Source organism: Piscinibacter sp. PDB1-1 (assembly GCF_056675995.1).
Window position 1 is genome coordinate 254,985 of record NZ_JBWVZJ010000002.1, and the last position, 15,040, is coordinate 270,024.

At 67.1% G+C, this 15,040-nt stretch carries 3 protein-coding genes; all 3 read left to right on the plus strand.

What is annotated here, in order from left to right:
- The first annotated feature begins 283 nt into the window (after positions 1 to 283).
- The 3 genes from AC1KAR_RS12945 to AC1KAR_RS12955 all read left to right on the plus strand — a co-directional run bounded on the left by AC1KAR_RS12945 (position 284) and on the right by AC1KAR_RS12955 (position 14,824).
- Positions 284 to 13,069, plus strand: a complete 12,786-nt coding sequence (locus tag AC1KAR_RS12945; protein ID WP_480318267.1) for an amino acid adenylation domain-containing protein — start codon at positions 284 to 286, stop codon at positions 13,067 to 13,069.
- Between the two features lie 97 nt (positions 13,070 to 13,166).
- Positions 13,167 to 13,985: an alpha/beta fold hydrolase gene (locus tag AC1KAR_RS12950; RefSeq protein WP_480318269.1), complete on the plus strand. Its 819-nt coding sequence runs from the start codon at positions 13,167 to 13,169 to the stop codon at positions 13,983 to 13,985.
- Complete coding sequence (locus AC1KAR_RS12955; RefSeq protein ID WP_480318271.1) at positions 13,904 to 14,824, plus strand: alpha/beta fold hydrolase; 921 nt, start codon at positions 13,904 to 13,906, stop codon at positions 14,822 to 14,824. Before AC1KAR_RS12950 ends, AC1KAR_RS12955 begins: the two co-directional genes overlap by 82 nt.
- Positions 14,825 to 15,040: the final 216 nt, after the last annotated feature.

Below are 15,040 nucleotides of genomic sequence, written 5' to 3' on the forward strand. Positions count from 1 at the left end.
CGCATGCGGGCAGCATCGCCCACAAGTCGAAAGGCGTCACTCACGCACCTGGGGGGAGTCATCCACCATGTGATCAATGTGAGTCACGCAACTAGGGGGGACGTCATCGATCTGAACGAAACCATAATGAATTCAAGGTGAGGGACACCTTGTGAAGACGCCCGCTTTGCGATGGTTTTTCAGCACGAGACGCATCGCTTTACTCGCAGTGAGACGGGCCCTACAACATCCATCGAGCAAGACGCCAAACGCGCACGCTCCATGAATCGATATTTCGAGAAATATGTCACGCGACTCGGCTTCGTCATCGTCCGCTCCATCACCACTTTCGCAGTGGTTGCGTGACGCCGCGCGTCGCAACCCCGAGGCATGCGCACTCGAAACCCCTGACGCGACGCTGAACTACCGCGAGCTGCTGACTGCCACGCAAACGTTCTCGGGCGAATTTCGCGCTGCCGGCCTCGGGCCGGGCGACCGCCTGGGCATTGCGGCGACGCGGTCTTCGCATGCAATCGTCGCCATGCTGGCCGCCGTCGATGCAGGCATCGGCTACGTCCCCTTCGATCTGGGCTACCCCGCTGATCGCCTGCAAGCCATGCTGCAGGACGCACAACCCCGCGCCATCGTCGGTGACCCCTCTGCACTCGGGCAGCTGCGCAGCATGGTCGGCGACTTCCCGCTGCTCGCGAACGCCGCAGCACCGGCCACGCCGCTCCACGCCGCGAGCAACGACCTGGCTTATGTACTGTTCACCTCGGGCTCGACCGGCCGGCCCAAGGGTGTGGCCATGCCGAGCACACCGCTGGCGCACCTGATCCAGTACCACGCCGATCACCCACGCCTGGGCCGCCCCGCGCGCACGCTGCAGTTCGCTCCCCTGTCGTTCGACGTGCACTTCCAGGAGATCTTCTCGACGCTGGCGTGCGGTGGCACGCTGGTCATGGTCGACGAGGCCGTGCGGCGGGACCCCTCGCGCTTGCATGCTGCGCTGCGTGATCTGCGCATCGAGCGCCTGTTCATGCCGTACGTCGCGCTGCAGATGATCGCCGAGGCCTCGCGCACCGAAGTACCGCCGGTGCTGCTCGACGTCATCAGCGCCGGTGAGCAGTTGCAGGTCACGCCGGCCATCCGCTCGCTGTTTGCACGCTTGCCCCAAGCCGTGCTGCACAACCACTACGGCCCGACCGAATCACATGTGGTCACGGCCTACGAGATCCCGGGGCCCGCCGAGAGCTGGCCCGAGATCCCGCCCATTGGGCACGCCCTGCCCCACGTGCGGCTTGCACTACGCGATCCTGAAACCCTGGCCATCACCACCCAAGGGCAAGGCGAGTTGCTGCTTGGTGGCGACACCCTCGCCAATGGCTACCTCGGCCGCCCGGAGCTCACCGCCGAGCGCTTCCCCGAGGTGGTCGAGGGACTGCCGGGCCGCTGGTACGTCACCGGTGATCTGGTGCGGCTCGAAGCCGATGGCGAGTACACCTATCTGGGTCGCGCCGACCAGCAGCTCAAGGTCGACGGCTTCCGCATCGAGCCGGGCGAGATCGAGCTCGCGTTGATGTCGCACCCAGCAGTCAAGGATGCGGTCGTCACCGCCCCCGACCTGCCCGGCATCGGCAAGCAGTTGGTCGCTCACCTCGTACCGCGCGACGGCCAACCGACTACGGAGCTGCGAGCCTTTCTGCGCGAACGCCTTCCCGAGTACATGGTGCCGGTGCGCTTCATCGAACTGCCAGCGCTGCCGGTCACTCCCAGCGGCAAGATCGATCGCCGCAACCTGCCGCTGCCCCAGATCGAAACCACGCCAGGCGGGGCCACGCCCGCCGAGCTGATCCGCGCGCTCTGGCAAGAACTGCTGGGCGCGCCGGAGATCGATGAAGAGCAGAACCTCTTCGACCTGGGCGCGCGCTCGCTGTTGGTGCTGCGCTTCATCACGCGCCTTAAGGAAGCCGGCATCACGAGTGTCTCGGTGGCAGACGTCTACGACCGCCCGACGCTGGCCGGCATCACCGCAGCCGCGCAAGGCCAGGCGCGCGTCGCGGGCAAGCGCCACACGGCGCAGCAACAGTCCACGGCCGGTATCGCCATCGTCGGCATGGCCTCGCGCACGCCGGGTGCGGCCGACACCGAAACCTTCTGGCGCAACCTGCTCGATGGGCGTGAGGGCATCCGTCACTTCTCACCTGACGAGCTCGACCCGTCGATCCCCGAGTCGGTGAAATCACGTCCGAACTTCGTCGCCGCCCGCGGCGTGCTCGAAGACGCGGATCGCTTCGATGCGCCCTTCTTCGGCATATCGGCGCGCGAGGCCACGATGCTCGACCCGCAGCAACGCCTGCTGCTCGAACTGTGCTGGAACGCACTCGAGGACGCCGCCATCGACCCCGCGCGAAGCGAGGCACGGATCGGCGTCTTCGCGGGCAGTGCCAACAACAGCTACGCGCCGGCGCTGCGGCAAGCCCAACCCGAGCTGGTTCAGCAGTACGGCGAGTTCGCCACCATGTTGGCCAGCGAGAAGGATTACGTCGCCACGCGCGTGGCGCACCGCCTCAACCTCAACGGCCCCGCGGTCAGCGTCCACACAGCCTGTTCTACCGGACTGGTGACCGTGGCCCAAGCCTGGCACGCGCTCGCCAGCGGCCAATGCGACGTGGCCGTGGCCGGCGGCGCCACCGTCGTCGTGCCGCAAGCCGGGGGCTACCTGCACGTCGAAGGCGCGATGGAATCGGCCGACGGCCATTGCCGGCCCTTTGATGCGGACGCCAGCGGCACCGTGTTCGCCAGCGGCGCGGCCGTGGTGGTGCTGAAGCGGCTCGAAGACGCGCTGGCCGAGGGCGACACCATCCACGCAGTGATCCGCGGCGTGGGCCTGAACAACGACGGCGCCGACAAGGCCAGCTTCACCGCGCCTAGTGTGAGTGGTCAGGCGGGCGCCATCCGCATGGCGCTCGACCACGCCCAGGTCCCGGCACGCAGCATCGGCTACGTCGAGGCCCACGGCACCGGCACCGCGCTCGGCGACCCGATCGAGATGGCCGCGCTCACGCGGGCCTGGCGAGCAGAGACGCCGGACGCGCAGTTCTGCGGCATCGGCTCGGTCAAGAGCAACCTGGGGCACATGGTGGCCGCGGCCGGCGTGGTCGGGCTCATCAAAGCGGCCCTGTCGCTTCAACGCGAGATCATTCCGCGCACGCTGCACTACCAGCGCCCCAATCCGCAGATCGACTTCGCCAGCACGCCTTTCCAGGTGGTGGCAGAAAACACACCCTGGCCCCGCAGCACGACACCACGCCGGGCGGCGGTCAGCTCGTTCGGCGTGGGCGGCACCAACGCCCACGTGATCCTCGAAGAAGCGCCCCAGCCGGCCAACGCGCCCGGCGCGCAGGGTCAGCGCCTGTGGGTGTTGCCCGTGTCGGCCCGTACGCCGAGCGCTGCGCTGCGGCGTGCGCAAGATCTTGCCGCCCACCTCGAATCACGCCCTGCGTTGGCTTTGGCCGACGTCGCTGCCACGCTGATGCGCGGTCGGCGGCCGATGGCGCAGCGGCTCGGGGTAGTCGCACGCAACGTGTCCGAAGCCGTGGCCGCCCTGCGCGCTGTCAAGAGCAGCACGGCGGCGCTGGCCAAGCCACGGGTGGTGTTTCTGTTCCCGGGCCAAGGGTCGCAGCACCCGGGCATGGCCCGCCAGCTGTACGACGAAGCGCCCGCCTTCAGGGAAGCACTCGACCGTTGCTTGGCCCTGGCGGCGCCCTTGCTGAAAGGTGATCTGCGCAGCTGGCTGATCGATGCCGACCCGGCCGATGCGCAGGCCGCCCAGCAGCTGGCCTTGACCTGTCATGCGCAACCGGCGCTGTTCGCCATGTCGTACTCGCTCGCGGCCTGGCTGGACAGTCTGGGCGTGAAGCCCGACGCGATGATCGGCCACAGCATCGGCGAGTATGCCGCCGCTTGCCACGCCGGTGTGTTTTCGCTCGAAGACGGCATGCGCGCAGTGGTGGCGCGCGGCCAAGCCATGTTCGACCAGGTGCCCGGCGCGATGCTCGCCGTGCGCACCGGTGTCGAAGCGCTCACGCCTCTATTGCCGGCCGGGGTGGAGATCGCCGGCCACAACGCGCCGGCCCTCACCGTGGTCTCCGGCAGCCACGACGACATCGGTCGCTTTGCCGCGCAGCTCGAAGCGCGCGACATCGGCACCACTGCGCTGCGCGTCTCGCATGCCTTCCACAGCGCGTCGATGGAAGGCGCGCTGCCGCGCGTCGAGGCCGCGTTGCGCCAGGCCCGTTTGCAGGCACCGCGCATTCCCGTCTACTCGTGCATCAGCGGCGCACCGCTGCAGGCGCACGAAGCCACCGACCCGGCCTACTGGGCCCGGCAGGTTCGCGCAACGGTGCAGTTCAGCCCGGCACTCGCGGCCGAGGTGGCACAGCCCGACACCGTTTTCGTGGAGGTCGGCCCCGGCCAGGCACTCACCGCCTTGCTGCGCCAACACCGCACCACCCAAGGCCAGGTGCCGCGGCACGTGCCCCTGCTCGGAGCGGCCAACAACCCGGGCGACCCGGCCGTCCAGGCGCTGCAGGCGCTGGGTGCGCTTTGGGGTCACGGCGTCGGCTTGTCCTGGCCGGTGGCCGCGAGCGCCCGTCGCATCCCTCTGCCAGCCTATCCGTTCGAAGGTGAGCGTCATTGGTTCGCCCAGCGCCCCGCTCAAGAAGCCTCGCCGCAGGCACTTCATCAATCCACCCCGACAGCCGCAGCCGCGGCGATCACTCCGCCCACCGAGGTCCGCGTCATGTTGAGCCGCATTCCCCATATCGAGAACGAGCTGTTGCGCATCCTGAGCGATGTCTCCGGCGTCTCCGTCGACGAACTGGCGCGCGACAGCAGCTTCGTCGACCAGGGCCTCGACTCGCTCTCGCTCACGCAAGCCACGCTGGAGCTCGAGCGTGTGTTCGGAATCAAGCTGCGCTTCCGCCGCCTGCTGGAAGACCTCGATAACGTGGGCAAGCTCTCGCACTTCCTCGACACCGAGATGCCGGCCGAGCGCTTCGCCCCGCCGGCACCGCCTCCCGCGGCAGCGCCGGTGGCCGCACCCGCCGCCTTGGCCACCGCACCGCTGCAAGCTGCTCCGCAGGCCTTCACCGCACCCGCTTGGCCAGCTGCAGCAATCGACCCGCAGAACGCCCATCCCCTGCACCAACTGATTCAGCAGCAGATGCAGCTGATGTCACAGCAGCTCGCTCTGCTGGGCGGCGCAGTGCCCGCGCAGCAAGCCGCCGCGCCCGCCCTGCCCGCGCCACCGGTGCAACAGCCGCTGGCCGCTGCCGCGCGCATTGCGCCGGCACCCACGGTCGCCGTGCCCGCCGAAGGCTCCGGCATCGTGTCGCTGGTGGACAAGCCCTTCGGCGCTTCGCCTCGGCTGACGCTCTCGGCGAAACAGGAGTTCACGCCCGCCCAACGCGCTTGGCTTGACGACTTCATCGCCCGCTGCAACCAGCGCTTCGGTCAGTCGAAAGCCTTCAGCCAGAAGTACCGCAAGGTAATGGCCGACCCGCGCGTGGCCACCGGCTTCAACCCGCTGTGGAAAGACCTCGTCTACCCGATCGTCGCCAACCGCTCCAAGGGCGCGCGCATGTGGGACGTGGACGGCAACGAGTTCATCGACCTGCTGTCGTGCTTTGGCGCCAACTTGCTGGGGTACCAGCCCGACGCACTGCGCGACGCGATGATCGAGCAGATCAACGCCGGCATCGAGGTCGGCCCGCAGCACCCCATGGCGGCCGAGGTGGCCGAGCTGATCGCCGAGTTCACCGGCATGGAGCGCGTTGCCTTCTGCAACACCGGCTCCGAGGCGGTGATGGGCGCCATGCGCATCGCGCGCACCGTCACCGGCCGCAAGACGATCGCGATCTTCACCAACTCGTACCACGGCATCTTCGACGAGGTGATCGTGCGCGGCACCAAGCAGCTGCGTTCGCTCTCGGCTGCGCCAGGCATCCTGGCCAACGCTGTGGAGAACATTCTCGTGCTCGACTATTGCAGCGAAGACTCGTTGCGTGTCCTGCGCGAGCGCGGCCATGAACTGGCGGCGGTGATGATCGAGCCGATCCAGAACAAGTACCCGACGATGCAGCCGCAGGACTTCGTGAAGTCGCTGCGCGGCATCTGCGACCAGGCGGGTTGCGCACTGATCTTCGATGAGGTGGTGACCGGCTTCCGCGTGGCTCCGGGCGGTGCGCAAGAGATGCTCGGTGTGCGCGCCGACATCGCCACCTTCGGCAAGGTGATCGGTGGCGGGCTGCCTTTCGCGGCGATCGCCGGTGGTTCGCACTGGCTGGACGCGCTGGACGGCGGCCACTGGCAGTACGGCGACGACTCCTACCCCGAGGCCGGCGTCACCTACTTCGCCGGCACCTTCGTGCGCCATCCCCTGGCGTTGGCGGCGGCACGCGCTTCGCTGCTGCACCTCAAGCGCGGCGGCCGCGAGCTGTATCGCCAGCTCAACGAGCGCACGCAGACCATGATCTCGCGCCTGAACACCGCCTTCGCCGCACGCGGCGCGCCGGTCAAGGCCGTGCACTGCGCCTCGCTGTGGCGCCTGAGCTGGGACGACGGCCAGAAGTACGTGAGCCTCTTCTACTGGCTGGTGCGCTACCACGGCCTGCACTTGTACGAGCAGTTCGGCCACTTCGTTACCGAAGCGATGGGCGATGCGGAAACCGACCGCATCTTCCAGGTGTTCACCAACGCCATCGACGAGTTGATGGCGCTCGGCCTCATCACGCCGCGCGAGGGCGGCCCAGCACCACGCAACGCAGGCGACCCCTCTGGCAGCCGCACCGAAGGGCCGCTGACGCCGGGGCAAACGGAGCGCTGGCTCGCCGGCAGCTTCGATACCGGCGCACGACGTGCGCTGAACGAGTCGTTGTGTGTGGTGCTGCAAGGCCCTGTCGATCGCACAGCCCTGAAAGCTGCGCTGCAGGATGTGCTCACGCGCCACGAGGCCTTCCGCATCCACTTCGACCTGGAGCAGCCGCTGCAGAAGCTGGCGCCGCCCGCCCCGGTGCCGGTGGCCGAGGTCGACCTGAGCCAACAGCCAGACGTCGATGCCGCACTCGATGCGTTCTGCACCGAGGCGAGCCGCCGCGACTTCCCGGTGGACCAGGCGCCGTTGGCCGCGGTGAGCATGCTGCAGTTGGCCGACAGGCGCACGGTGGTTCACGTGGTCGCCAGTCATTTGATCTTCGACGGCTGGGCCTCCAGCGTATTCAACGCCGAGTTGGCGGCGGCGTACAAGGCGCGCAGCCTCGGCCAGGCTCCGAGCTTTGCAGCGGCGGAATCACCCATCGAGTTCGGCGCCCAGGAGCAGGCCCGCTTCGAGGGGCCGGCTGGCCAAGAGGCGCTCGCCTACTGGTCGCGGGCGCTGCGCAACGCGCCTGAACCGGTGACATTGGGTGATCTCACGCCGCCTACGCCGCGCCGCTATGGCGCGGACACCGCCCGCGTGCAAATCGCAGGGCCCGTGATGGCAAGCCTGCGGCAAGAAGCCCGCAAGTCGGGCGCCACGCTGTTCCAGGTGCTGCTCGCGGCCGTCACCCGCATGATCCAGCAGCGCAGCGGGAAGACCGATTTCGTGGTCAGCATTCCCTACGCCGCGCAAAGCCTGCAACGCCACGGCCCGCTGGTGGGCGATGGCGTGCTCGACCTTCCGCTGCGGCTGAATTGCGATGCCGGCACCACCAGCGCCGGCCTGCTCAAGCATGTGCGCGACCGCCTGATGGATGCGCTTGAACAACCGCTGATGACGCAGGGTACGGTCGCGCGTGCGCTGGGCATCCGCAGCGCCGGCGATCGGCCGCCCCTCACCGGCATCTACTTCAACCTCAATCCGCGGGTGGACCTGTCGGCCTATGCACCGCTGTCGGCCAGCATGCACGAAGGCCGCAAGGGCGGCACGCTGAGCGAGCTGTTCTTCAACTTCTACGAAACCGAAGACGCGCTCACGCTCGACCTGCACTACAGCACGGACCACCTGAGCACGGGCCGTGCGCAAGACCTCGTGCACGACCTCGCTGCGCAGATCGAATCGCTGGCTGGTTCGCCTGCCACTTCCGCAACCACGGGCACGCCGGCCCAGACCGCGGTCGCCACGGTCGACCCGCGCCCGGCCGGCTGGAATGCGACCGAGGTGCCGGTGGAAACCGGTGCCCGGCTCGAGCAATGGATCAGCCGCCAGGCGGCTCTCACTCCCGACGCCACCGCGATCGTCGCCAAGGGCCGCTCGCTCACCTACCGCGAGCTGGAGGCACGTGCCAACCGATTCGGCAACCTGCTGCGTTCGCGGGGCGTGGGCGCCGGGATGCTGATCGGTGTGGGCCTGTCGCGGGGGCCCGATCTCGTACCTGCGCTGCTTGGCGTGCTCAAGACCGGCGCAGCCTACGTACCGCTCGACCCGGGCTTCCCGCGCGACCGGCTGCACTACATGGCCGAAGATGCCGACGTGCGCTTCGTCATCACCGAAGCCAGCCATGCCGACCTGTCGGGCGTGCCGCGCGAGCGGCAGATCCGCATCGACGACGATGCCGCCCTGCTGGCCGAAGCCTCTGAGGCGCCCGTGCCTGCCGCGGCCGGTTTGCGTGACGATGACCCTGTCTATGTCATCTACACCTCGGGCTCCACTGGCAAGCCGAAGGGCGTGGTGCTGCCGCAGCGCGCGGTGTGCAACTTCCTGGCCAGCGTGCGCAAGCAGCCCGGCATGCAGATCGGCGACCGGCTGCTCGCTGTGACGACTCTGTCGTTCGACATCGCCGTGCTCGAGCTCTACCTCCCGCTGACCGTCGGCGCCTGCGTCGTGCTTGCCCAGCGCGACGATGCGATGGACGGCGAGGTGCTCGGCCGCATGTTGCATGACAACGGCATCAACGTGATGCAGGCCACCCCGACCACCTGGCACATGCTGCTCGATGCAGGCTGGCGCGCGCCCACCGGACTCAAGGCCTTGTGTGGCGGCGAGGCTTTGCCCCCTTCGCTGGCCCAGCGCCTGCTCGATGCGGGCGTCGAGCTCTGGAACATGTACGGCCCCACCGAAACCACCGTGTGGTCCACGCTGTCGCAGGTCGTCGATGCCAAGGCACCCATCGTCATCGGCAAACCGATGGACAACACCAGCGTGTGGATCCTGGGCGACGACATGAAACCGGTCGCCGTGGGGGCCGAAGGCGAGATCTGCATCGGGGGCCTGGGCGTCGCCAACGGCTACTTCAAGCGCCCCGAATTGACCGCCGAGCGTTTCGTTGCTGATACGTTCTCGAAGACGCCCGGCGCCCGCCTCTACCGCACCGGCGATCTGGGGCGTTGGCGCCAAGACGGCACGCTCGAACACCTGGGCCGGCTCGACTTTCAAGTCAAGATCCGCGGCTACCGCATCGAGTTGGGTGAGATCGAGGCCGCCCTCGCGGCCCAGCACGGCGTGGCGCGCTCGGTGGTTATCCCGCGCGAAGACACTCCGGGCGATGTTCGTCTGGTCGGCTACGTGGTCCCGCATGCCGGCGCCGCACCCGACGCCGCCGCCCTGCGCGAGGCGCTGCGCGGGGGGCTGCCCGACTACATGGTGCCGCACAACGTGGTGGTGATGGAGAGCCTGCCGCTGCTGCCCAACGGCAAGATTGACCGCAAGTCGCTCCCCGCCCCCACCGGCCCGGCTCCGAGCAGCCGCTCCAAGTCGGAGCCGCCGCGCAATGAGCTGGAACGCGTCGTCGCGCAAGCCATGCAGAGCGTGCTCAAGGTCGGCGACGTGGGTGTTTCGGACGACTTCTTCTCGCTGGGCGGCCACTCACTGCTGGCTGCAAGACTGATCGGCCATATCAACCGCGAACTGGATCTGCGCCTGAACCTGCGCATGCTGTTCGAGTCGCCCACCGTCGAGAAGCTCGCCCTGGCCATCGAGAAGGCCCGGGGCGGGGAATCCGGCCCGGCACGTGCGCCCATCGTGCGCCGCGCTCGCCAGGATCGCGCACCCTTGACGATCATGCAAGAGCGCATCCAGTTCATCGAGCGCATGCACCCCGGTCGCGTTTCCTACCACGCCCCCGGCGGGCACCGCCTGCGCGGACCAATGAACCTGGAAGCCTTCGATCGCGCGTTCGGCGAGATGATTCGCCGACAACCCGCCTATCGCACCGCCATCGTGCCGGAGGGAGATGGCTTCGTGCAGAAGATCGACGAGGCGATGAGCATCTCGCTGCTGCCTCTGACCGACCTCACGCACCTGCCCGAGTCCGAGCGTGAAGACGCGATGCTGCGCGACATGAAGCTGCTGGTTGCAACACCTTTCCAGCTCGATCGCGCGCCGCTTTTCAGCGCCCGACTCTACAAGTTGGGTGACGAGCATCATGGCCTCTTCACCATGGCGCACCACATCGTGTGGGACGGCTGGTCCTTCGACGTCATGTACAACGAGATGGCGGCTCACTACGCTGCCTTCTCGGACGGCAAGCCCACGCCTCTGCCCGAACCCTCGGTCACCTACGGCGACTTCGCCGAATGGCACAAGGCCTGGATGCAGAGCGACGAGATCCGGCAGCAGACCGAGTTCTGGAAACAGCGCCACACCTCGGTGCCGCCGTCGAAGAGCCCGCCTTCCGATCGCGCGCGCAGCGCCCTGGCGGCGGGTGTGGGCGCCACCGAATACATCGAGTTGAGCACCCACCAGACCGAGCAAGTGCGCCAGCTTGCGCGGCAGACCGGCAGCACCGTGAGCATCGTGATGCTGGCCGCGTACGCCGCGCTGATGTCTCAGTGGATGAACGATCCCGCACCGGCCATCGGGCTGCCTGTGCGTGGCCGGCCCGCACCAGAGCTCGAAGGCATCACCGGCTTCTTCAACAACCTGCTGCCCATGCGCATGCTCGTCGATCAGAAGCTCAGTGGCATCGGCTGGGTGAAGTCCGTGCGCCAGCAGGTGACCGACGCCTTCTCCAACCAGGACGTGCCGTTCGAGCTCGTGGCCCAGGCGCTGGCCCTGCCTTCGAGCAGCCTGTACCAAGTGCTGTTCAACTTCCAGGATCTGCGCGACCGCCCCACCCACTGGGGCGCGCTGAAGCACGAGCGCGTGAACGTCATGCAGGAGGGCGCCACCGAGAATCTGAACCTGTTCCTGCTGGAATCGGATCAGACCATCACGGGCGGCCTGCAGTACGACAGCGAGATATTCCTGCCGGTCACTGTGCAAAGCCTTCGAGACCGTTTCGTGTCCATCGTCGACCGACTGCTTGCGCACCCACAGGACCCGATCACCAACTTGATCGAGTCCACGCAGCACGAGACTGCCGTCGTTGACGCTCTCGAACAGCCCCTCTTGCCAGTGCCCGAAGGCGACGCGCTGGACGCGTTGCTCGACCGCATCCGGGCCGAGCCCTCGGCCTGCGCCGTCCGTGATGGCGCCTATGTCGTCAACTTCGCCTCGCTCGGCGAGCGCATGCTCCAGACGGTCGAACGCCTCAAGACCAATGGCCTGGTCGCCGGCCGCGCCGTGGTCATCAGCGTCGCCGACCCGATTGCGCAGGTGGTCGCTGCTCTGGCCGTGATGCACAGCGGCGCGACCGCTGTCGTCCTCGAGCCTGGGGCCTCGGTGGCGCGGATCGACGCCGCGCTCGGGGCGCACGACGTGCATCTGCTGGTGGCAGATGGCTGGCTTGATGTACAGGTGCCTCGTGGCGTCTCGCGCGTTGATTCGGCGCTGATCGTGGAGGCACGCCACGTGGCACGGCCGCGCGTGGTCGCCGCCGTGCCGGATGTGGCAGCTCCCCAGGGGCTCGACCGCGGCGCACTCTCCGCGTTGAGCAACGCGCTCGCAGCATCCTTGCCGTTGCGCTCGCAGGACCGGCTGCTGTGCATCAGCAGCCCTGCCCGCACCTGGCAGTTGCTGCAGATGGTGGCGGCCTGGACTCATGGCGCCGAAGTCACGCTGGCAGACCCTGACCTCGCGCGCCAGGGCGCGTCATTGCTGGCGCTGCTGCGCGGCGAGAAGATCAGCCTGCTGCACGGTTCGGCCAATCTGTGGCAGCGCGTGCTCAACGAGCTGAAAGGCGCGGCCCTGCCCGGCCTCCACGCGATGTACGACGTGACGGAAGGCTCGCCGCAGTTGGTGCAGGGTCTATTGGGAAGCGAGATCCGTGCGACTGCCGTTTTTCGCGAGGCCGGAAGCGGCCTGCCCTGTGCGGCCGGCGAGGTACGCGAGCCCCGCGACGCGCAGGTCTTCGGCCGCCCCCTGCTGCCCCATGCCGTGCATGTGCTTGGCGCGCAAGGCCGGCGCCAACCGATAGGTGTCGCAGGCGATCTGGTTTGCGAAGGTATCGGCGCGACAAGCACACCCTCCGCCGCCACGGGTGCACTAGCACGCTGGCGCAACGACGGTGCGCTGCAGTATCTCGGTGAGACCGCGCCGACCGCCTACATCGATGGTCACCGTGTTGATCTGCTCGCCACACGGGAACGCCTGGAAAGACACCCGCAGGTGGTGCGCTCGCTCGTGTTGCCTCGGCCGGATCGGCAGGGCATCCAACACCTGGCGATCTACCTCATTCCGCGCGAAGGCGGCCCCACCAGCACGGCAATGGCCGCGCAGTTGCGCGGCATGGTTCCCGACGAACTGCTCCCGGCCCGCTACCCCGAGCTGTCAGCGATCCCGCTTCTGGCCAACGGCGACGTCAACCTCAACGCCCTGCCCGCCCCCGATGCCGAGCCCGATGCCGCTGTGCAAATCGATACCGGCAGCGGCGTTGCGAGCAAGGCCGAATCGGTCCTCACCGACATCTGGAAGACCTTGTTGAAAGTCGAGACGGTGGGGCTCGACGACAACTTTTTTGACTTGGGTGGGCATTCCCTGCTCGCCATGGGCGTGGCGTCCGAGGTCAAATCACGTCTGGGCGTGGAGCTCAACCTGCGTCAATTGATCTTCGAGAGCCTTGGCCAGATCTCGGCGGCCCTTGATCAACAGATGCTCATCCCGCAAGCAGCGATCGCTGTCGAACCGCCCAAGAAGAAGGGATGGTTGCAACGCGTGGTGTCACGCAGGTAACTCGCTGCGGGCCCTGTCTCCAGGGCGCGCCCGCAGTCCAGACCCCCATCCCTTCAACTCGAGCGTCCAGCTGACTCACACATCCACCGCAAACTTGATGCAACCGTTTTATTTCGGCGCGCCCGAGCGGCGCCTGTTCGGGGTCTTCCATCACGCTGCCCCCGGGCGAATGCAAAGCCTCGGCGTGGTGATCTGCAACCCCTTCGGACAAGAAGCGATCCGCACGCACCGCCTGTTTCGCGTGCTCTCGCTGCGCCTGGCCAAGGCCGGCATCCACGTGCTGCGCTTCGACTACTACGGTACGGGCGATTCCGCTGGCGATGACAACGAGGTATCGCTGGAAGGCTGGGCACATGACATCCGCCTCGCCCATTCACAGCTGCTGGCGCTCACCGGCACCAACTCGACCGAGGTTTGCTGGGTGGGCTCCCGGCTCGGTGCCTCGGCCGCACTCCACGCTGCAGCTCATGGCAACGAGAGGCTGAGTCGATTGGTGCTTTGGGATCCGGTGCTCGACGGCCCGGCATACGCGCAGGTTCTGCGCGAGAAGCATGTGGACGCATTGGAGGCCAGCTATAGCGTGCCTGATCCATCTTGGCGCCGGCAACTCAGCCACGACGCGCAAACCTACACCGACGAAGCGATCGGCTTCGCCATCCCTGCGGCCCTGCGCAGTGCCATGGGCAAGCTGTCTGCAGGCAGCCTGTCTCTGCCCGTGGACTTGGACGGTGTCGTCATTGCGGACCCGCAGGACACCACCGCCCAGTCCTGGGCCAAGGCGCAACGCGGCAATGGCCCTGAGGTCGAGTTCGCGCCTCTCAAGCATTCGCTGGAATGGACTTCCGACGACTCCCTCAACGCGGCGCTGGTTCCCGCCGAAGCAGTGCAGCAACTGATGCTCGCCATCGACCGATGACTTCAACCGAGACCCCGTTTCTGGCTGGTTCGGAGCAGAACCTCCTGGGCATCCTTACCGCGCCCGCCCATCCCAAGCCCGACAGGCCCGTTTGCATTCTTCTCAACGTCGGCGTCACGCATCGCGTCGGCCCGCGCCGACTGAACGTGAAACTCGCTCGACAACTCGCCGAGGGCGGCATTTTCAGCCTGCGCCTGGATCTTTCCGGCATCGGTGACAGCACACCGTCACAAAGCCGAAGCAGCTTTCGCGAGCAGGCCATGCGGGACCTGAAAGCGGCCATGGATTGGGCCGAGCAGCACACTGGCCGCAAGCGCTTTGTGGTGCTGGGCATTTGTTCAGGCGCAAGCAATGGCTACTGGCTGGCCCAGTCCGATGAGCGGGTCACCGGGTTGATGATGTTCGATGGCTTCACCTTCCCGACCCGCAAGACGCAATGGCTGCATGACTGGACGCGACTAAGATCCCTCGACGCCAAGACCGTGCTTGTCAAGGTCACCAACCGCCTGCGTCGATCGCTTGGCATTGCAGGAACCACGGCCACCCCGAGCAGCATCTTCAACGCGAACTCCGATCAGGCGATCCCCACCCGTGATCAGTTCGCGGCCGCAATGACGCAATTGGCGGCACGCGATGTGGCTGTCTACCTGATCTATTCGGGCAGCCTGCTTTTGTTCCACAACTACGCGGACCAGTTGGCCGACGCGTTCCCAAGCGCCGAGTTTCTCAAGCAGATTCGAAGCGATTACTGGCCGGAAGTCGATCACATCGCCACCCCGCTCGCCTCCCAGACCAAGCTGATCTCTGCTTGTTGCGACTGGGTCTCTGAACTGCCCTGACGACGGGGTTGCAGTCCAAGATGTCGCGCCGCGGCCCCGAAATGCTGCATCGCACCAATTAAGGACTGTCGTGCAAGACGTTTTCTGCCTACCAACCCGCAAACCGCCACCATTCTGAGCCTTTTGTCACACTTTTGAGTTGGCGCGCTTCATGCTCTGCTTCACAGGAATCTGGGGTCACTACCTAGCTTGGGAGTCGAGAAATGAAACGTACAC